Origin of the sequence: Veronia nyctiphanis, from assembly GCF_004116385.1 — a bacterium.
GTDB classification, from domain to species: Bacteria; Pseudomonadota; Gammaproteobacteria; order Enterobacterales; family Vibrionaceae; genus Veronia; species Veronia nyctiphanis.
This window is the reverse complement of the sequence record NZ_PEIB01000003.1, coordinates 135,869-157,824: the sequence shown is the minus strand read 5'-3', so window position 1 is coordinate 157,824 and position 21,956 is coordinate 135,869. Positions and strand designations below refer to the sequence as shown.

Genomic DNA, 21,956 nt, shown 5'->3' with positions numbered 1-21,956 from the left:
ATGACTACGCAAAACAATTTTGGGATAAAGACATTTCTTACAGCGAAGCATTTTAGGGTAAACCCTATATATGCCAACATTGCAAAAAAAGAATTCATCAAAAACACCACCAGTAAAGAGATAAAGAAAACCTTAGCTGTCCAAAAGTTCTGGAACAAAGTCTTCAGCATCGAGGCTATCTCATCTTTTGTCTCAACCTCTCTCAAAGGAGAAACGGTCAAGTCCGTTTCTCCGTCAGAAACGAATCAAACATCGAGACTCTCGTTAGACGGTTGTGAAATTGATGTCTCCACCACACACACTAATATCGACCGAAACACACTCAGAATAACGGCTGACTATCACGTTGTCTCTGGGAGTACCTCTCAGGCAACGCTTAACCTGGGAATCTCTATTGATGATTGGCAGAAGACAGACTTTCTCTGCGCGCCCGGTGCCTCATACAACGCGGGGCGTTTTGAAAAACTGGCCACAACCTACCCACCGTTTATGCCACCAGAAAAACAAAAGAAAGATATACCAATCATCACTTCGGTTATTCCGGGTTTGGACATAGAGGCCAAATCATCACAAATGGACCTTTTGCTGACTGAGATGACATCACCCATCGTCGGTGTTTGGTTGAAAGAACAACAGCAGTGCTTGTGGATTGATGCCGATATCGACATATCTGGTCAATCGACAGGATTCACAATAAAGGAAAATCAACAAAACAACCAACTCACCGTCGAACTCATGACCCCTCCCGTTCGTCAAAAAACCAGTTCGCACGGAGCCTCGGCGATGCCGTCTTGGGATCAGGGGGGACAATTAAAAAAAGGTGACACTGTCACTCTCTCACTGGCTGTCCATAGCTCCGATTGCTGCAATATCCATGATTTCTACCAACAACTCACTTCTCTCTTACAGTCTAAGCGTCACAACCCCACGCTGGTCGAGAAAAAACTGCCACTTTCCGCATCATGGCAATATATTGAAAAACTCTATAACCAGCAAAAATGGTCCGAGCACGGTTATTACCACGCAGGCTTTCTGCCACCATTTATTGATGCCGAAGCTTGGAGCGCTGGCTGGACAGGAGGATTAGCACTTTCCTTTGCGCTACTTGCCAATGGAAATTCCTTGTCTCAAGAGCGTGCGATCAAAAACCTCGAATTTTTCTTCAGTGATGGTGGACAATCAGCACAGGGAATATTTTACGCCACCAGCGACGGGAAAAGCTGGGGTGGTGATGATTATTTCAAAGATTATGGCCTTGGAAACAATTCATGGTTGCACGTAAGACGTTGTGGAGATTACCTGTACTTTGCGATGAAACATATCAGAGTGCTGGATGCCAGAAACCAGTCTGATCTCATACGGCCTGAGTGGTTGGAGAAAACAAGAAAATGCGCAAGTGCACTTTGCAAAATATGGAAAAGTAACAAACATTTCGGCCAATACATCAACCCAAATACGCTTGATATACGCATAGGAAACAGCGATGCCGGTAATATCATTCCCGCAGCGTTAGCCGACTGTGCTGCCTATTTTGGTGACAGTGATTATATGGATGTTGCGAAAGAAAGTGCAGAGTTCTATTTCCAAAATTACGTTAAACAAGGCTTTACATGCGGCGGGCCATTGGAAGTTCTTAATGCCCCTGACTGTGAGTCTGCGGCTAATCTTCTTGAATCTTTGGTTGTTCTTCACCAACACACTGGAGACTCACAATGGACTGAAAAGGCACTCTCCTACTGCGATTATATTCGTACATGGTTTTATACCTACGACGTGTCTTTCCCTGACAACGCAATTTATAACAAACTTAACGTGCAAACGACTGGCTCTGTCATGGCATCATCCCAAAATCGTTGTGCCGTGCCTAATCTTTGCACCCTTTCGGGCGATGTTTTCCTCAAGCTATTCAGGCAAACCGGTGACACATCCCTCCTTCAGATCATTCAGGAATGTGTTCATAACACCCAGCAATACTTATCGCGCAAAGATAACCCCATCGTAACCATGACGGGGGAAGTATTACAGGAAGGCACAATACACGAGTGTATCCAGACAGGAGACTGGTCAGGCCCTCCAGGGGAAATACCTTATGAATACCCAACGAGCTGGACCGAGGTGGCCAACCTGTTATCAATTGTCGAGCTGCCAGGCATCTACCTTGTTACTGACGAACAACGTTTATTTACTTTCGACCATCTCGATGTCGTCATTTCGGGCTCAGATGAAAGCAGCATCGAGCTAAGTATCACCAATCCAACCCAATACGACAGTCATACACGCTTATTGGCGGAGAGCAGTGAACAACGTAAAGTGCCACTTCCTTACGATATGGTAAATGAATGCACAGATATCACGGTTAAAGCTGGAGAAAGCCTCAAAATAAGGGTTGAGCGGTAAACTTTTTTTCTTTCAGCTCCTAGCTCTCTGGACTCACGTTCCAGAGAGCTACCACAGTCATACATATCCCATCCCCACGCTCTATTTATCACTCGGTGTATAGTGAGCGGTAGATACTTCGTCCTTTTCCATTTAGACTTGCCAGCTCTGTAAAACGAGAGAGGCAGACACGGTGCACGCAAACATCAAACTCCCTGAGTTATTCCTTCAAGAAATCGAGAAAATCATGCCTTCCCACTTATCGATAGATGACTTCGTCGATAGTTGCAAACGGCCTCTCAGAAAAAGTATCCGGGTGAATACGCTCAAAAACTCCGTTGAGGAATTTCTCGTACATGCCAAGACAAAAGGCTGGCAGCTAGAGCCCGTGCCATGGTGTGACACAGGTTTCTGGATTAAAAGAGAGGACGAAAGTGTTTCACTGGGTAATACGTCTGAGCATCTTGCCGGTCTGTTTTACATTCAAGAGGCAAGCTCAATGTTGCCCGTGACCGCTCTGCTCGAAGGCAACGAACAGCTGGAATACGTATTAGATGTTGCATCAGCACCGGGATCTAAAACAACGCAATTGGCAGCAGCTATGAACAATCAGGCTTGCTTGTTGCAAATGAATTGTCCGCAAGCCGAGTAAAAGTTTTGCATGCTAACATTCTCCGTTGTGGGGTTCGGAATACAGCGCTAACCCATTTTGATGGTCGTGTATTTGGCGGTTGGCTGCCAGAAACGTTTGATTCCATTTTGCTCGATGCGCCCTGTTCTGGTGAAGGTGCAATCCGAAAGGATGCCGATGCCATGGCTAATTGGACATTGGAATCCGTCAATGAGATTGGAGAAACCCAGAAGGAATTAATCCTCAGTGCATTTCATGCCCTCAAACCCGGCGGCACCATGGTTTACTCGACGTGCACACTGAACCCAATAGAGAACCAAAATGTCTGCTATTTCCTGAAAGACACATTTGGCGATGCGGTAGAGTTTGACTCATTGAATTCTCTGTTTCACGGGGCTGACGCATCTTGCACCGATGAAGGTTTCCTTCATGTGTTCCCTCAAATATTCGACAGCGAAGGCTTCTTCGTTGCCCGCCTGTGCAAAACAAAAAGTGTTGGCAGTAAAATGGTCAAAAAGCGCATGGGCAAATTCCCATTCCAAAAAGCGGCCCCCAAAGACAGTGAGGCAATTGCTGACGCATTAAATAAAACGCTCGCATTATTACTGCCTTCTGACACGTCAATATGGATCCGAGATAAAGAAGTTTGGTTATTTCCTAACAATGCTGAAACCTTAATTGGTGAACTTCGTTTTGAGAGGATTGGCCTTAAGCTTGCTGAAACACACAAGAAGGGGTTCCGCTGGCAGCATGAAGCCATCATTGCACTGTCGGATGCAACACAATCGTCCGCTTATGAGCTGAATAAAGATGAAGCTGTGGAGTGGTATAAAGGAAGGGATATAAGGCCTGAAGGAACGACTGGTACTGGAGAGGTCATTGTCTGCTACCGAAGACACCCAATTGGTATCGGTAAGTGGGTCGGTAGTCGAATAAAAAATAACTTTCCACGTGATTTAGTAAAAGATTCGAATTTATTTTCCGATTGATTTGTTCTTTTCTCACTCATGAAACAGGCAGGAAAAATGGGACGTGTCTATTGTTAAATCAGTTTGAAAAACAATTTAACCAGTTAGCGCAAGGCTCTTAGGAGCCATTCCCCTAAGCCCGGAACAGGAATCGTCCCGGGCTCTTTTTTTGCCTGAATTGTCTGATTTTACATGCAGAGCAGTCGGCATTACCCACCTAGTTATACATGTGAACAAAATCTAATAAATATCACGCTAATATGAATATTAATTCACATTATGAACCTGTGCGTTTTAAACGTGGTCAGCACCGGCACTTTCAGTCACAAAGAAGGTGACACCTATTTGACGAGGTAAATACCATCGTTTTCAATTCTGATTTTGCGTTGCTTATACAGTGCACCAATAGTGCGTTTGAAGGTCGCCTTGCTCGTTCTAAATAGAGAGAATATTTGGTCAGGGCTACTTTTATCCGTAACAGGAAGAAAACCACCTTTTTTATCAAGCGCCGTCAGAATTTTATCTGACAAGTCATCGACCTTACCTTTACCTGCCTTTTGCAGTGACAAATCAATCTTGCCGTCATCCCTGAGATTTCTGATAAAGCCCTTTAGTTTTTTACCAATGAAAAGTTTGCCAAACGTCTCAGCCCGGTATAGCAAGCCCCAGTGCTGACCATTTACAGCGCACTTAAAACCAAGGTCTGTGCTTTCCGCAACAACAAGGTCAACCTGTTCGCCTTGCTTATAACTTGCCGGCATCTTATCCAGGAATTTATTAAACTTTGTCGAACCAACAATTCGGCCGGAGGCGTTATCGAGATAGAGAAACACAAGATACTCACGACCTTCTTGCATTTTGATGCGTTGCTCACTAAAGGGAACCAGCAAATCTTTTGGCAAGCCCCAGTTAAGAAATGCGCCCACTCTGTTGGTATTCACACAGCGCAGTAACGCAAACTGTCCCACCTGAGCGAGTGGCTCTTCGGTCGTTGCAATAACATCATCTTCCGAATCAAAATAGATAAAGACATCCAGTTCGTCGTCAAGCTGGGTGCCTTTTGGAACATAACGTTTTGGCAATAATATGTTTCCATATTCATCGCCGCCGTCCAAAAACACGCCAAAATCAACTTCCTTTACCACGGGCAAAGTATTTCGCTGGCCAATTTTAATCATTGATGTTTCGCTCATTTATACATAATTACCGCGCAGTATACGGCATATGACACGCCTCTGCGGCTGAAATTTGGCTGATGCCGCTGTAATTTCAGCCCATCGGCAGTAATACCCCTACTTTTAGTCCCTTGCTAGCCGCCGGGTTGCTGGTTACTCTTACAAAAATGTTAAGGAACAACCATAATGACAATGTTTGATAATCACTCTGTATCACAAGCATTCGCCTCATTGGGCAACGTATTTGGTTCACATGTCACCCCTGAGCCTCTCGAAGACGCGACGGTACTCACTGTGAATACTCGTCTCGCTCAGCAGCTTGGCTTTAGCCCAGAACAACTCAACAGAGACGAGTTTCGTCAAATCATGGCTGCTGAATGCGGCTTACCCGGTGTTAAGCCTTTTGCAATGAAATACACGGGCCATCAATTCGGTACTTATAATCCTTTCCTTGGCGATGGAAGGGGTGTGCTTCTCGGTGAAATTCAAGATAACGAGGGAAGCTGGCAAGATTTTCACTTGAAAGGTTCAGGGCAAACCCCCTACTCTCGCCAGGCCGATGGTCGCGCCGTATTAAGGTCATCAATCAGGGAGTTTTTGTGTAGCGTGGCCATGAAAGGCTTGGCATCGCTACAACAGACGCCCTTGCGATCGCAGGCAGTAACACCCCTGTATGGCGTGAAAAACAAGAAACGGCGGCTACACTGTTGCGTGTTGCACCAAGCCATGTGCGTTTTGGTCATTTCGAGTACCTCTTTTATACAAAACAACACGATGACTTGGCGAAGCTCGCTGACCATCTGATCCAGCGTCACTTCCCTGATCTGGGCGATACTGAACGACCCTATCTTGCTTTTTTCCACCAAGTGGTGAAGCGCACCGCGATGACAATTGCAAAATGGCAAGCGTATGGGTTCTGTCACGGTGTGATGAATACCGACAACATGTCAATCCTTGGCCTGACCTTTGATTATGGACCGTATGCTTTCCTCGATGATTATCAGTCGGGCTTCATTTGTAACCATTCAGACCATACGGGTCGCTATGCATTCAACAAACAACCTGACATAGCTCTTTGGAACCTCTCTGCGCTTGGGTACGCACTGTCTCCGTTGATAGAAGCCGATGAGATTAACGAGGCTCTTTCTGAGTTTTCCACCGCAATGGTGCGCGAATACAGTCGATTGATGCAGGCGCGACTGGGCCTAGATACCATTCAAGAGTCTGATTCAGCCCTGTTTGACGGCCTTTTCGAGACCATGGAAAATCAACATATCGATTACAACTACTTCCTCCGTCAACTTTCCCTGTTGGAGGCTGACGAATTTGTCAGCGCGTGTTCGTTGACACGTTTGGGCGATAACCCTGAAAGAGTGTCTGAGTGGCTTTCTGACTATCAGCAACGTGTCGCTGACTACTCTGAAGATGAGCATCAGGTCCGACGCCAGACAATGCTGATGCATAACCCAAAATATACACTTCGTACCTATCTGGCTCAGCAAGCGATAGAGGATGCCGAGGCTGGAAACATGGAAAAAGTGGAAGCACTCATGGAGGTTCTTGCATCTCCTTTTGAAGAGCATCCAGTTCATGAATCGTTGTCTTTGCCACCGGGTGAAGAAGGTAAAGGCATGGTATTGACATGTTCTTCTTGATGTAACATTTTGAAGTTGGGAAACACATATCGCTGTTTCCCCTTCCTGCCCATTTCTACTGACACAAAGAGCACTCGAACCGCTTTTTGTTATCTTTTTGATTGTTAATTCATCCGCAAGGTCCCTGCTTTTAGCCATTGTTCGCTGCTTTCTTGAGCGATGGCAGTCAAGAACTCTCACTAACTGCGCGTGATTGCTTTATTCATCTGCTTTTTTTGCTATCTTACTGACTTCACAGCAGAGACGATGTAAGGAAGGCATAGTTCATGCCCATTAAAACAGATGAATTAAGAACCGAAGCAGTCGGCACGCTACCTACTCCTGCTGAGCTGGAAGCGGTTCATACACTGACGGACGACGTCGCCGAACTGATTGCACAAGGCAGACAACGTACGGAAGATATTCTCTCAGGTCAGGATGACCGACTGCTGGTCGTCGTGGGGCCATGCTCTATTCATGACCCCGACGCAGCCATTGATTACGCAAAGAAACTCAAAGAAATCGCCACACAATACAATGATGCGCTGCACATTGTTATGCGAACTTACTTTGAAAAACCAAGAACGGTTGTCGGCTGGAAAGGTCTTATCAACGACCCCCATATGGACGGCTCTTGTGACCTTAAAGAAGGCCTCCACAAAGCGCGAAAACTGCTGTTGGAAATTAACAAGTTGGGTTTACCAACAGCCACAGAATTTCTTGATATGATTGCAGGTCAGTACATTGCTGACTTAATCACTTGGGGCGCAATTGGTGCCCGCACGACTGAGTCACAGATTCACCGTGAAATGGCATCAGCGCTGTCTTGCCCTGTCGGCTTCAAAAACGGGACCGATGGTAACGTAAAGATTGCAGTTGATGCTATTCGCGCAAGTCAGGCCTCACACTTGTTTTGTTCGCCAGATAAACAGGGAGTCATGACCATATACCGTACCTCTGGTAATCCTTATGGCCATGTTATTTTACGAGGCGGTAAGCAACCCAACTACCATAAGCAGGATGTCGACGCTGTCGCAGCCCAGCTTGATGGCGTAGGTCTGACACCAAGAGTCGTGATCGATTTCAGTCATGCCAACTGCCAGAAACAACATAAGCTTCAGCTTAATGTTGCTGCTGATATCGCCGAACAGATCATTGCTGGCGACACACACATTGCAGGCATCATGGCCGAAAGCTTTATCGAAGAGGGCAATCAGGCCCTGTCGCAGGGTGATTCCAATGATTTGGTTTACGGAAAATCAGTGACTGACCCATGCCTTGGCTGGCAAGATACCTGCAATATGCTTGATACGTTGGCAAACGCCGTTCGCCAGCGTAATAATTCGAAGACCGCCTAACTCTTATGTTAGGCTCCTTACTAAATTAATTTTGATCAGGAAATCACTATGCCTTCTTTTGACATTATCTCTGAAATCGATCTGGTTGAACTGAAGAACGCGGTAGATAACTCGAACCGTGAGCTCTCAACCCGCTTTGATTTTCGTGGAGTGGAAGCCAGCTTTGAGCTGAATAAAGAAGTCGTGAAAGTGTCAGCGGAAGCTGAATTTCAACTTAACCAATTACTCGACATTTTACGTGGCAACCTCACCAAGCGTGGTGTTGATGCGCGTGCAATGGAAACAAAATCGCCAGCATTCTCCGGTAAAACCTGCTCACAGGATGTCCACTTCAAAAACGGTATCGAAACCGATGTTGCCAAAAAAGTAGTTAAAGCGATAAAGGAATCAAAAATCAAAGTTCAAAGCCAAATTCAGGGCGAGCAAGTTCGCGTGACGGGTAAAAAACGTGATGATTTACAATCTGTTATGCAACTTATGCGCGAAACTGACTTGGGGCAGCCCTTCCAGTTTGAAAACTTCCGTGACTAATTAACCAAATGTCCTCACCCTAATATCGGTAACTAAAAAACCAGCCTTTCGGCTGGTTTTTTTACTTTATATCAATCAGCCTACTGGCTTTTCGGTATTGAACTTTCCAGCCGTTCCAGCGCGGTAACTCCCAGCGTTTAGGATCGGCTTTGCGCTTACCGCTTTGGTGATGAATCACCACCAAACGTTTCGCTTTAAAATACTCCACAGATAAATGCAGATCTGACAAAGAAACCGTCAAGGGGTATTTTTCTCGAAAGCCATCATACTCCCATGAAGGTATACCATCGAAACAGAGATCCGCGCCATCAATCAGCGCCAGATCATCCTCTGTTTCGACCCCTAACTCTTCAAGCCGTCGAGTGAGCCAGTGTATCGGAGCCTCGATTGGGGATTGATCTACAGGATCAACTTCAAGTTGTTGATACAGATTCCAGTATGCTAATTGTTCAACCAGCTCTGTTCCAATATCGAAGTGATGGTTATCAAGAATGGCCTGCGCGAGTGCTTTGATGAGACTGACACCAAAGGGTGTGCAGTAATCCTTATGAATAACTCGTCCACCATAGCGATGTTCGATCACTTCCATCATTGTGCCATCAACATTTTTTGTGCCTACGGAGGTAGTTTCACATAACGACAGCTCAACAATCCACTGCAAAGGGATCGGTGCCATACACGTCGCATAAGAGGACGTCTGTTTCGCCCCCCGTTTACCCGCGAGGTGAAACTGGTCGAAAACGACTGCAGCTTGAGGCTCATCAGGGAAAAAGCTATCGCGTCCGAGTAGCACCTCGCCAAAACCATTCCCAAAGGCCTGCGGTCTCTTTTCACGCCTCACATAAACCAGCTCGGGCGCGAGTTTCATAACCTCTTTTAACCAAGACTCTCTTTGGATTCGTGTCGGAGCCTGCCAATGCGGAAGTTCGAGCGCTTCTCTGATCGAGGACGATAGCTTGCGCGCTTCATCTCTTACATCGGAAAAGACGTCGACCATATCTCCCTCTTCCCCTCGCAGCGCTGATATATGAGTGACAGCGTCACAAGAGTATTTATTCCATACCTGATAGCTATCGATTACCTCTTCACCACGGGAAAGCTGCCAGAGTTTTTGTGGTGTTTGAATGACCGAGGCGAGGTCAACCATGGCTTCTCGGTGGCTTTTGGTCGTCATACCGGAAATTAAGTGTGCGAATAATGAGTCTATGGGTAATGGGTACAATGTCTTGCCATGCTCGGTAGCATTACCTTCGCTATCAATGGCTCTCATCGCCAAAAGCTGCTCAACACCTTTATTAACACTTTTCTCCGGTAAACGGCTAAGCAAAGGTAAATCTTGTAATCTGTGGCCGCAACATGCAGCAGCTAAAAGGGTATCGGTCAGTTCTTCTCTTTCCAGCTCAGGTGGCGTGAAAGACTCCAGCGGTGCAAATTCCCCATAAAGCCGCACACAAAACCCTTCTCTTACCCGACCGGCTCGACCTGCACGTTGTCTGGCACTGGCTTTTGAGATTGCATGCAAAGCAAGCACTGTTCTACCATTGCGTTGATGCGTTCTGCGCTCCAAACCAGAATCGATGACAGTAACGATATTGGGAATAGTGAGAGATGTCTCGGCGACATTTGTTGCGAGGACCACTTTTTGACTCTCACCAATCTTGAGCGCCCGCTCCCGCTCATCATCGCTGACGCCAGCATGCAGCTCTATCACATCAGCACTACAGTGTTTTAGTTGCCCTTTGCAGGCTGAAATTTCTTTTCGACCCGGTAAAAATACAAGAACATCGCCACCCTTCAAGAGCGCGACTTCAACAGCGAGTTTTACCCTCTGTTCTAAATCACGTGTTGATGGAGAGTTACTGCTCTCTCTCGACATGTAAGAAGTAGTGACGCCGTAACTACTCCCCTCGGCCTTAATCGATTCAGCGTCGAAATACGCACTTAATACCGGACTATCAAGAGTTGCAGATGTGATGATAAGTCGATGACTTCCGTTCTTTAGCAACAAGCCAGCTAAAAGATCAGACTCTGTCCGCCTCTCGTGAAACTCATCCAACATTAGAATATCGAACTCAGCTAGCTTGTTTTCACTGAACCAACGCAGTGCAACACCGGGAGTAACAAATACGATGTTTGTCTCTTCGTTGAATGCTTGATCAAACTTAATGGCGTAGCCTACTCTCTCGCCGATTTCTGTAGACAGATTGTCGGCAATAAAGCTGGCCAACGAGTTACAAGCAATACGCCTTGGCTCTACAACAAGGACGCGTCCTTGAGCACTTGCCCATACGGTAGATGTGTTGATTTACCGGTTCCCGTTTCAGCCTCAATCACAAGGTTGGTGTTCGGAAGAGCCTTGAGAAATTGTTCTCTAATCTTTTCAATTGGAAAGTTATTCATTTTCGCTTTTGACGTTAGAAAATGTGCAAAAGTCACTCACATATTTGTAAGCAAACTGATATTATTCATCGCACTAAACCTGTTTGAACAGAACTTTACGCTACGATCTCCTCCAGCAATAGACTTTCCGGATATAGATCTGCCGTTTGACTACTAAAGTTCACATTTTTGAATTATTTATCAAATAGAGTTTTATTAAGGTTTTTTACAAGACTAGACTCGTCACCCTTTTGAATATAAAACTCGGTGACAGTAATTTGATCACCTCTTGGCTAATAGAGAAACAACACACATCCCCATGAATAATCAAAAACGTCCACTCTATATTCCGTATGCTGGTCCAGCACTACTGGAAACCCCTCTACTTAATAAAGGCAGTGCGTTTACACTCGAAGAGCGCATGTACTTTAACCTTGAAGGCTTGCTACCAGAAGCAATTGAAACCATTGATGAACAGGCTGAACGTGCTTATCAGCAGTATAAGCAGTTTGACTCAGATATGGACAAACATATCTACCTGAGAAATATTCAAGACACTAACGAAACTTTATTTTACAAACTGGTCAACAAACATGTTACTGAGATGATGCCTATCATCTACACACCGACTGTAGGCGCAGCATGTGAAAACTTCTCGAATATCTATCGTCGTGGTCGCGGGTTGTTTATCTCCTACCCCAACCGTTTCCGCATTGATGACATGCTCAACAATACGCCGCGCCACAATGTGAAAGTTATCGTTGTCACCGACGGTGAGAGAATTCTGGGTTTGGGCGACCAAGGCATCGGCGGCATGGGTATTCCAATCGGTAAGTTGGCACTGTATACCGCATGTGGCGGTATTAGCCCGGCATACACGCTTCCTATCGTGCTTGATGTCGGTACAAATAACCCGCAACGTTTATCCGATCCTATGTACATGGGTTGGAGACATACCCGTATTTCAGGCCAAGAGTACGATGACTTTATTGAGAACTTTATTCAAGCTGTTCAGCGCAGATGGCCAGACGCTTTGATCCAATTTGAAGATTTTGCACAAAAGAATGCAATGCCGCTTCTGGAGCGTTACAAAGATAAAGTGTGTTGTTTTAACGATGACATTCAGGGCACTGCAGCAGTAACCGTCGGCTCCCTTCTGGCTGCGTGTAAAGCGGCTGGTACCAAGCTGTCAGACCAACGTATCACCTTCCTTGGCGCCGGCTCAGCAGGTTGTGGTATCGCAGAAGCGATTATTGCTCAGATGGTCTCAGAGGGCATTTCAGACTCGGAAGCGCGCGAGCGCGTCTTTATGGTCGATCGTTGGGGTCTGCTCGCAGACAACATGCCTAACCTGCTCGATTTCCAACAAAGGCTCGTCCAAAAATCTGGTGTTCTCGCTGAATGGGAGCAGGACGCTCAGAACGTTTCCCTGCTTGATGTCGTGAAGAACGCGAAGCCAACAGTGCTCATCGGTGTGTCTGGTGCGCCTGGGTTGTTTAGTGAAGAAGTCATCAAAGCTATGCACGAGAACTGCAGTAAGCCAATTGTCTTCCCACTCTCGAATCCAACAAGCCGTGTTGAAGCAACGCCTGCTGATATTCTTCGATGGACAGATGGACAAGCGCTTGTTGCTACAGGTAGCCCTTTTGAGCCAGTTGTACTGGAACAGGGTAAGACCTTCCCGATTGCACAGTGTAATAACAGTTACATCTTCCCGGGGATCGGCTTAGGTGTTCTTGCCGTCGATGCAAAACGTGTAACAACGGAAATGCTGATGCAATCCAGCCGTGCTCTAGCGGACTGTTCACCTTTAGCGCAAGATGGCCGAGGTCCGCTTCTTCCACCACTTGAAAAAATTCAGGATGTATCGAAACAGATTGCCTTTGCAGTTGCCAAGAAGGCGATTGAGCAAGGTATCGCAAATCAACTGTCTGATGAAGCATTGAGAGAACGTATAGAGGCTATCTTCTGGGAGCCACGCTACCGCGATTATAAGCGAACTTCTTTCTAAGCCTCCCTCCATAGAAACGAAAAAAAGAAGCCGCTGTAAAGCGGCTTCTTTTTGTTTGGCGTTTTCTCACAGCCTAGTCTCTGTTTGAGCTGTTTACATCTGTATCATCTGCGTTTAATGACTTCCTATCGAAAAAGCGTTTTTTCACCGAGTCCGTCTTTTCAAGGTTTTCACTGTCCCCTGCGATGTCCCGAACATTTTTTTGTACCGCAATGGATGCAAAGAGGCTAAGAACATAGGACATGCCATAAAACCCCTTCTCACTCAACAGAAGTTCAGCATTCCAAAGGCCAATACTGAGGAACGAAAGTGATGCAACCACAGCGAACCAGCACATATTGAAGTATAAGCTGGTCACTTCAATGCCTTCCATCTTATCTCGAACGGTCTTTTGTAATGATATAGCAGAAAAAAGGCCAAACAATAGAGTAATGAGATAGTAGCCTTTTTCATTAAGCATCATTTCTGAATTCCATAGGCCTAGAGCGTATGCACTGACACCTAAGATGAGTGATGCCCATGATGCCGCCATAAATGCACTCGTTGGTTTGTTTACTGACTTTTCCATTTTTCCACCTCTGATAGTTGTGGTGAGAGCCGAGTATTTACTAGGACTCTATTTCCATTAATCTGTTTTTTACTTACTGAGTTGCAAATGAGCTTACATTAATCGAACGGTGTTTTTAAAATTAAACTACTGGAAGCTAGATTTGGCCCACAAATTTAAAACAGTGTTTCTTTCAACGTTTCATGGCTCAGTTTTTTTAATGTTGAGATGTAAGGGAGTTAGTTTCAGAGATATAAAATTCATTGATCAGCATGTTGATTTATATTGAATTGTAGTGACTTAGATAGAGATGAAAAAGTAACCCGCTATTTTTCATTGTCCCATTTGCCGCTTTCAGTCTTTGTGATTTAACTTACGATCGGGTAATCTGCCTAAATACTTGGCTAACCTGCTGTATGTTCTGAAAGGTTTATGACCACAAAGCGTATTTTAATCGTTGTTCTAGCTTCATTGACGGCTCTCGTTAGTACAGTTGCGTTTATAGACTTTTGGATTGGCAATCAGACCAAACACAAAATATATAGTGATGTCTCCAATATTCCCAAACGTAGCATCGGATTAGTGCTGGGAACCAGTAAATATATTGGTCGTCAACTCAACCCCTTCTACACCTATCGTATAAATGCAGCAAAAGAGCTTTTTCAAAAAAAGAAGGTCGATCTCTTTTTATTGAGCGGTGACAATGCTCACCGGTCTTACAATGAACCATGGACAATGAAAAGAGATCTGCTCAAAGCACAAATCCCTGAAAGCAATATCTACCTCGATTATGCCGGCTTTCGAACGTTAGATTCTGTCATCAGGGCCAAGAAAGTGTTTGATGTCGACCAATTCACCATTATCACTCAACGCTTTCATTGCGAACGCGCTTTATTTATTGCACAAACCTACAACATCGATGCAATTTGCATGGCCGTCCCAGGCCCTGATGGTAAGGCAGGTCTATCGGTACGCATCAGAGAAACACTTGCTCGAGCTAAAGCTATCCTTGATATCTATGTCTTTGATGTAGAACCTAAGTTTTTGGGACCAAAGAGTCCATCATTCAGGCATATAATGAGAAGATAAAGAAAGACTCTGCACATTTACTGTCCTCTCGGTAGTGCTTGAAACATCCTCCCTCCAAGAAAAACCATGTTTCAAACATATATAATATTAAGATTTATCAGTATTTTAGACATAAAAATATTCCAAAACCTTACATTTATCTAATTCTTTTTATACATCTTTATAAGGGAGCAATTACCGGCTATGTCTTACGGTCTTTACAGGTTTTTTTTCTGTTTTCACCGCTTTTTATGTGGCTCTCATTGTTGTTAAATTCCATAAATGTTGGTTAAATTGCAATACTATCGAAACCTAAGAGATGTTCATGTATTTTGCAGAAATTACAGGCTGGGGAAAATGCCTCCCTCAAGCCAAGCTTACTAATGAAGACCTAAGCACATTCATCGATACATCTGACGAATGGATCTCGTCTCGTACCGGTATAAAAGAAAGAAGAATCAGCCATGTTAATACGTCTGACATGGCAACGGTTGCTGCAAAGCATGCCATCTCTTGTGCAGGAATCACCGCTGACGAGGTTGATTTGATTATCGTCATGACCTGCTCTCCGGACTCTCTGATACCAAACATTGCTTCAAAAGTTCAACGGGATCTTGGAGCCAAAAATGCCGCTGCATTTGATATGAATGCTGCATGTACTGGTTTTCTCTACGGGTTGGAAACTGCAACCCGTATGATACAAGCTGGCTGCTACCGTCACGCCATCATCATTGGTGCAGAGCGTATTACCTGGTATGTCGATTGGAGTCGTAGAGATATTGCCGTTCTTTTCGGTGATGGCGCTGGTGCTGTCGTTCTGAGCAAAACTGAGCAGGAATCTGGCCTCATTCATGCTCGCTTGGGCTGTGATTCCGAAGGAAGAGACGTGCTGTCTGTGCCGGACTTCGGTACATCTATGGACAGGTATGACCCTGACAATGGCTACTTCGATTTCCATTTTGTTGGCCGCGAAATATTTCGTCGTGCCGTCAGAGGTATGGGGGCAGCAGCCACCAATGTACTTTCGCATCTGAGTTTTACCGCGGATGATATAGATATCGTTATCCCTCATCAGGCCAACAAGCGCATCATTGAAGCCTTGTGTGAGCACTCAGGAATTCCGCTCGAGAAAGCATTTGTCAACATTGAAAAATACGGGAACACATCGGCAGCAACCGTTCCTATTGCATTGTGCGAAGCGCTTGAGCAAGGCAAGGTAAAGCCTGGCGCTAATATCCTGATGGCAGCGTTTGGTGCCGGTCTTACCTGGGGCGCTTCCGTTGTTAAATGGGGTAACAGGGTACAACCTATCAGTGAGTCAGATGCAGCATTGCCGGAGCCGGAGCAAAACGCTTTGGGTCTTCTTGATAAAGCTATCCGTGCAAGTAAAGCAAGAGCAGAACAACAGAACCAATAAACATTTTATTGACTCGAAAATGAAAAAAAGGCAGGGTGTCAAACCCTGCCTTTTTTGTACTTTTTAGAGAGGAGTATTTGACCGTCAACAAACATTAAACCTCCTCCCCTTCAAACACTAGATATTCAAGAAAGCCGCACCGCGCACACCACCAGCATCCCCGTGTTTCGCTTTAACAATTTTAGGTACCGATGAGAGGGACAAAATATGTTTCTCCAAACGCGTAGGCAATTCATCATAAATAGTATCGAAGTTCGACAAACCGCCACCAATAACAACCACATCAGGGTCAAAGGCCGTCAACGGGCCAGCAAGATAGATAGCTAATATTTCGAGGAACATATCGACAAATTCGGTTGCCTTGTCCTCACCTTCTTTGAAGCTTGAGATAATTTCTACGGCTGATTTTTTTTCTTCGTAGAATGATGATAAAGCTGCTCGAAGCCTCTGCCCGACAAGTAATTGTCTGCACAACCTTTGTTACCGCATCCACAGTCAAATAACGGCGCTTTTTCTCCCATGTACAACCATGCATCAAGCGGCATTCTCATATGACCAATTTCGCCAGCAACATTGTTTTTGCCAGAGATTACTTTGCCATCAAGAATAAAACCGCCACCAACGCCAGTGCCAAGAATAAGCCCCAACACACTTTTTTCGTCTTTTAATTCTTCATCCCACGCTTCTGACAGAGCAAAGCAATTTGCATCGTTATTTAGCGCGACTTTTCGCCCTAAGCGCGATTCGAGATCTTTACGTAACGTATTGCCGGATGCCGCTGGAATGTTGACAGTCAAAACTGTCCCATCAGTTGAATTTTCAAAGCCTGGAATACCCAAGCCAACCAAGCCCTCACATTCAAACGTTTTATCGTGCTTTTCCACCAACTCTGCCAACGTTGAAATCAGTTCTTCATAATCGGTTTTCGGCGTTGGTACTCGCTCAGTTGCAACTCGTTCTAATTTTTGGTTGAAAGCACCGAACTCAATTTTGGTGCCGCCCACATCGAAGCCGTAATACATCCGTTTCTCCGCCTTAATTTAATCAATCTTTGTCTGAGCTCGCCTTTAGGCTCAAAAAACCAGTTTTTGCCATCAATGTCTAGCAGAACGGGGGATTTGTCCCAGAACAGTTGGAGTTTACTGAGGAAACTCGAACCTAATCGCAATCTGGTGCGAAGCCGCTTGCTGACAATTTTTTAAACGTATCCAACGCACTGCACTCTGGAAGTTGCTTTTGACGCTTGCCCGCAAGATAGTGTTCTTTGAATACATCAAACCATGCATCAAGGCATATGCTTGCTTGTTTTTCGCCAGCAAGATCCAGAACTTTGGCTGCAACTTCTGCTGTTGCTAACTGATTTTCACCGTTCGCTGAGCGAACTTTATACCGAGAAGCTGCGTCTGTTTGAATACTGAGGACAGGAAACTGTGTCAACCATTGGCTTTTTCGAAAGATCTTCTTCGCTTCTTGCCATGTACCATCTATGACAATGAACAAAGGTCGCTTATTTCCATCGTTGGTTGGCGCCTCCACCACTCTCTCTGGCATTGCGTATTGTGCGGGAAATACCACATAGGGTTGCCATTTAGAATCACTAAGCATCCGCAACATATCCCTATCAGGCTTGGTTCTCGACCATATGAAACACACCGTATCTTCTACAGTATCAGCAATCAACCTACCTGTATTACTCGGTTTTAAAATTTCGTCGTCATACATAACCAGCATGAACGCACAATCGGTTTTGAGCGTGACTTTGTGCTGACAGATACAAAGATGCTCAGCAACCATGCAATAGCCACAACGCTTTACGTTCGCACCTCGGGCACGAAATGGTCGAGTTGAGCGTGCAAGGCGCTGTTGATAGAGTTTATGAATCGAATGTATTTGCATAAAAGAGCGCGCCTGAAAACAACAAACGCGCATTGTAGAGAGATCGGCATTAATATCAAAGAGCCCGGATGGTCGTTAGCGGAAATCAGACAATGCAGCGTCAAACATGTTTTTAATGAGGCTAATGAACTCCTCGAGGAAATCCTTCTGACTCTTGGTAGGTGTTTTTACCCATACTTCGCATAGCGCCTGTTCAAGGTCAGAAATAATCACATCCGCCTCTCTCATCACCATAAAGCGAATTTCTGCTTTCATGTTTTTATTTTGATCGCAGATCGCCATCAATTGATCGACCAGTAACTCGTGGATAAACTCATCAACCGTCTCGCCTTCTATGGGGTCGTCAGCATCTTTGAACTTGTCCATGTTTTCTATGAAGTAATCAACTAACGCGTTGTAACCATCAGTATCAACGACCATGCTTGGGCTCCCAGATGAGATGAAAAGTATACAATGTCTCAAAGACAACAAAAAATGATGCAAATTGGAGTATTAGTTCACTATTTTTGCCCCGATACACTGAGTCTTTTTCATCAGTAACTACATTAATTGTACTTGGTCGAATAGGATGTTTAGACATACATCCTATGACAATACAATGACTCTGGTTTTCTGCTTCACAGACAAAAAATCATTACTCATAAAGGTTAGTCGCTGATATTAGAAATATAAACCCAGCCAGCAGCCTCAGGGTCATAAAACCTTGCTTTACTTAAGGAATCGAATGAGCGGTAAACATTTTGAGCGCTACACAGGCAAACCTTACCTAAAAGGGATTGTGGCAAAAGTTGCTCTTGCAATGGCGATCATGACCTTACTGGTCACCATTATCTCAGCATCAAGTTATGTGATGCTTAAAAATGCCAATGATGATTCTGGCAAGAAGCTTCAACGTCAGGTACTGACTTCCCTGCTCTCCTCCTCGATGCTTCGTTATAGCGCCGAAATGAATATTGCCTTGTACAGATATTCAACTGGCCAAAGTAATACACAGGCAATGTTCAATGAAAAAAAGGCAAAAATAGTACAAGCTTTCGAAGACCTTGAGGAATATTACGGAAAAAACAATGAGACTATCAGGGTCTTACAGACCTTATTTGTTTCCTACACAAGACAAGCAGACAGCACAGTTATCTTGCCTTTCAACCCGCAAGATGAGGTTCGGATTCGCAAAAAATACGAAACACTCCAGTCAGAGCAATATAATGATTTGCTTAATCTCGTTAACGAAATGATGTCATCGCTAAGTGTGACTGAGAGCTCAGACGAGAGAGCCAAGCTTTATCTTGAGGAAATGCTGATTAAGTCAAGATCGATGCTGACCGCGGTCAAATCGCACATCAATGGCATTCCCGGCGGACTTGAGTTTGTTAATTCAAACAACGTCGAGTTTTTCCAATACCTTGGTTTATATCAAGGCGCTTTCGGTCAAAGCGATCTCCTTGAACAGTTGCAAATGCGTCATAAGGCACTTTATGACAGCGCAATATCAATTTTCAATGATTATGACCCTTCTAAAAAGGTAGAGGCGTCTCGCGCTGTCGCTGAGCTCACAGATACCATTTACAAAGAGCTAATAGAGAATCTGACATCTTTTGCTGAAAACGGAAATATCGATGCCTTTGACACTATCAACAAGCAACAAAGCGTGCTTCAAACCAACCAGACCTCTTTCATGGCATTATTCGCGATTATTGCTCTGGCCAGTGTCTTGATTACCTTATCGGTGTATCGAAATGTTACCCGGCCTATCGCAAAATTGGCTGACACCATGTTTCAACTCTCGCAAGGGAATACTGAAGTCCCAATAATGTTCAGAAACCGACGCGATGAGGTGGGACAAATTTCTTATGCGCTGAGCTTGTTCCGCGACCATATCATTTCCCGCAATCAGGCTCGTGAACAATTGGTTTATCAAAAAGAGCGAGCCGAGTCCGCTTCACTTGCTAAAGCACAGTTCCTTGCCGCAATGAGCCACGAAATAAGAACACCGATGAATGGCGTGATTGGTATGATAGATATCCTTCGACGTTCTAATCTTGATGCCACTCAATTGGGCCTTGCAAATACCGTGAGAGAATCGGCGTTGACACTTCTCGGTATCATCAACGACATACTCGATTTCTCGAGGATCGAGGCAGGAAAGATGAGTCTCGATCAAGTGCCGTTTGCTATTCGAAATATTGCTGAACAAGTCATGGACAACTTCGCAGCTGAAGCAATGAGCAAAAACGTCAAACTCTCACTTTTTGTCGACCCGAAGTTATCCTCATCCTTAATCGGGGATCCCATTCGTATCAAACAGATACTCTTTAATTTAATCGGAAATGGCATTAAGTTCTCTAGCAGAAAAGGCCATACCGGTATCGTTCAAGTCTGGGTTTTCGCCGTCGATACTGAGCATGCCAGCGAACACACTGAAATAAAAATTGAAGTACGCGATAACGGTATCGGCATAAGTCAGGAGAAGCTTGCTGCAATATTCCAGCCGTTCACTCAGGCCGAGTACTCTACAACCCGGCGCTTTGGCGGCTCAGGGTTGGGACTGGCAATTTCACGTAATATCATCAACATGTTAAACGGCAACATATCGGTTTCAAGTGAAGAAGGGTTTGGGACGACATTTGTGGTTAATTTTGCTCTTCCTTGTGCCGAAACGACAGAGGATGCTCCTGATTTCAAATCGCAAGTTGAGAAACTTAAAACCTTCTCGTTGATCAATACACTTGGCTCAGGCCCTCTTCACTCCATGGTTGATAAATACCTGCCCTATCTCGACCTTCTACCCGTTACCATTCCAATACACCAGTTGGAAAAAGACGCCTCAGGGTTCAGTGCTGATGAGCACTATATTGTTTTATGTGATGATTATCTGTTCACCAAAAAACAGCTTGAACAGCACAAGCATCTCAACATTAAATATCTGGAGATGGATACTCGTCTTCCCGTCCATAAGTACGGCGCAACAGATGTATTCTCTATTCATGCATCGCCACTCAAACTATCAAGGCTCATTGAGGGACTGCAGATTTGTGCTGGCGTGAAATCACCTGATTTCCCAGTATTCCATAGCCAACCCAAAGCGAAACTACGCGAGCCCAAAGTCACTAATCGAGCTCGTATATTAGTTGCTGAGGATAATCTCACCAACCAAATCGTTATTGAAAAACAGCTCACCTACCTTGGCTATCAAGTGACCATGACCGAAAATGGTGTGGAGGCAGAGGACGCCTATCAGAAGGAGAAGTTTGATATCGTTTTGACAGACTGTCACATGCCTGAGTTAGATGGTTATCAGCTGACAAAGCATCTGCGAAACATTCAAAAAAAGGATAAACGTTGGGTACCTATTGTCGCACTGACTGCTAATGCGCTTGTCGGTGAAGCTGAGAAGTGTGAAGCAGCCGGAATGGACGATTTCATCAGTAAACCGGTCGAAATGGATGACATACAGGGTGTTCTTGATAAGTGGCTAAAGGCAGCGAAAGAGAGAACGGATGACACATCAGCATTATTAGAAACACAAGTAGATCAAAAGCCACTCATCGACTTGGCTCCCACCAATAACAACCAGTCAAAATTTGCGTTGCGGGAAAATGTCCTTGAGAAACTATTTTGGGGTGATGAATCTACTTACCTTGCTGTGCTCAACGAGTTCAATCGACACTGCGTTCCAGAATTATCAAGACTTGCGGACTATTCAATACCTTTTGAATTTGAGGAGGTTCGTCAAGCCGCACATAAACTAAAAACATCCACCAGCAGTGTCGGTGCGGATTATCTGTCTGAACTTTGTAAACGCATCGAACTTGCCAGTCGCGAAGAGTCCAATGAGCTTGATAAAATGATCACCGAGTTAAAAAGGGTACTACCCGAGTGCCTAAAGGTCGTTGAAGAGAAAAGAAGCGAGCTAGAAGCCTCTGCAGAATCAGATCAACAGTAAACAAGGGAAAGTCTTTAATGAG

12 protein-coding genes and 3 pseudogenes are annotated in these 21,956 nt (G+C 44.9%); 9 read left to right on the top strand and 6 right to left on the bottom strand.

Annotated elements, in window-relative coordinates; translation table 11 throughout:
- Both CS022_RS04300 and rsmF read left to right on the top strand, forming a co-directional pair.
- Positions 1 to 2,397: a hypothetical protein gene (locus tag CS022_RS04300; protein ID WP_129121250.1), complete on the top strand. Its 2,397-nt coding sequence runs from the start codon at positions 1 to 3 to the stop codon at positions 2,395 to 2,397.
- A gap of 172 nt (positions 2,398 to 2,569) precedes the next feature.
- Positions 2,570 to 3,996, top strand: a pseudogene (gene rsmF / locus CS022_RS04295) (16S rRNA (cytosine(1407)-C(5))-methyltransferase RsmF).
- A 320-nt stretch (positions 3,997 to 4,316) separates the two neighbouring features.
- On the opposite strand, the gene CS022_RS04290 reads toward rsmF, so the two are convergent.
- The gene (locus tag CS022_RS04290; protein WP_129121249.1) at positions 4,317 to 5,153 is read right to left on the bottom strand and encodes a CvfB family protein; all 837 of its coding nucleotides are present in this window, start codon (positions 5,151 to 5,153) and stop codon (positions 4,317 to 4,319) included.
- A 183-nt stretch (positions 5,154 to 5,336) separates the two neighbouring features.
- Here CS022_RS04290 and CS022_RS04285 point away from each other — a divergent pair.
- From CS022_RS04285 to CS022_RS04275, 3 genes and pseudogenes are all read left to right on the top strand, one after another.
- A pseudogene (locus CS022_RS04285) lies at positions 5,337 to 6,805 on the top strand (protein adenylyltransferase SelO).
- A gap of 266 nt (positions 6,806 to 7,071) precedes the next feature.
- A complete protein-coding gene (locus CS022_RS04280; protein ID WP_129121248.1) occupies positions 7,072 to 8,142 on the top strand; it encodes a 3-deoxy-7-phosphoheptulonate synthase in 1,071 nt (356 codons plus the stop codon).
- A gap of 48 nt (positions 8,143 to 8,190) precedes the next feature.
- Positions 8,191 to 8,673, top strand: a complete 483-nt coding sequence (locus tag CS022_RS04275; protein ID WP_129121247.1) for a YajQ family cyclic di-GMP-binding protein — start codon at positions 8,191 to 8,193, stop codon at positions 8,671 to 8,673.
- A gap of 61 nt (positions 8,674 to 8,734) precedes the next feature.
- Here the strand turns inward: CS022_RS04275 and CS022_RS04270 are convergent, their stop codons facing one another.
- A complete protein-coding gene (locus CS022_RS04270; RefSeq protein WP_235869249.1) occupies positions 8,735 to 10,900 on the bottom strand; it encodes a helicase-related protein in 2,166 nt (721 codons plus the stop codon).
- Between the two features lie 471 nt (positions 10,901 to 11,371).
- Between CS022_RS04270 and CS022_RS04265 the strand changes: the two genes are divergently transcribed.
- Positions 11,372 to 13,063 carry an NAD-dependent malic enzyme gene (locus tag CS022_RS04265; RefSeq protein WP_129121246.1) on the top strand — a complete coding sequence of 564 codons (1,692 nt, stop codon included), beginning with the start codon at positions 11,372 to 11,374 and terminating at the stop codon, positions 13,061 to 13,063.
- Between the two features lie 73 nt (positions 13,064 to 13,136).
- Here CS022_RS04265 and yiaA read toward each other — a convergent pair whose 3' ends face one another.
- Entirely contained in the window at positions 13,137 to 13,631 is a 495-nt protein-coding gene (yiaA, locus tag CS022_RS04260; RefSeq protein ID WP_129121245.1) for an inner membrane protein YiaA, read from the bottom strand.
- Positions 13,632 to 14,042: 411 nt separating this feature from the next.
- Between yiaA and CS022_RS04255 the strand changes: the two genes are divergently transcribed.
- Positions 14,043 to 14,699: a SanA/YdcF family protein gene (locus CS022_RS04255; RefSeq protein ID WP_129121244.1), complete on the top strand. Its 657-nt coding sequence runs from the start codon at positions 14,043 to 14,045 to the stop codon at positions 14,697 to 14,699.
- A 298-nt stretch (positions 14,700 to 14,997) separates the two neighbouring features.
- Entirely contained in the window at positions 14,998 to 16,095 is a 1,098-nt protein-coding gene (locus CS022_RS04250) for a ketoacyl-ACP synthase III (RefSeq protein ID WP_201746206.1), read from the top strand.
- A 117-nt stretch (positions 16,096 to 16,212) separates the two neighbouring features.
- Here the strand turns inward: CS022_RS04250 and nagK are convergent.
- From nagK to CS022_RS04235, 3 genes and pseudogenes are all read right to left on the bottom strand, one after another.
- A pseudogene (gene nagK, locus CS022_RS04245) lies at positions 16,213 to 17,117 on the bottom strand (N-acetylglucosamine kinase).
- Positions 17,118 to 17,253: 136 nt separating this feature from the next.
- Entirely contained in the window at positions 17,254 to 17,991 is a 738-nt protein-coding gene (locus tag CS022_RS04240) for a tRNA-uridine aminocarboxypropyltransferase (protein WP_129121242.1), read from the bottom strand.
- A 75-nt stretch (positions 17,992 to 18,066) separates the two neighbouring features.
- Positions 18,067 to 18,411 carry a DUF3802 family protein gene (locus CS022_RS04235; protein WP_129121241.1) on the bottom strand — a complete coding sequence of 115 codons (345 nt, stop codon included), beginning with the start codon at positions 18,409 to 18,411 and terminating at the stop codon, positions 18,067 to 18,069.
- A gap of 304 nt (positions 18,412 to 18,715) precedes the next feature.
- Between CS022_RS04235 and CS022_RS04230 the strand changes: the two genes are divergently transcribed.
- Positions 18,716 to 21,934: an ATP-binding protein gene (locus CS022_RS04230; RefSeq protein ID WP_129121240.1), complete on the top strand. Its 3,219-nt coding sequence runs from the start codon at positions 18,716 to 18,718 to the stop codon at positions 21,932 to 21,934.
- Positions 21,935 to 21,956 lie beyond the last annotated feature (22 nt).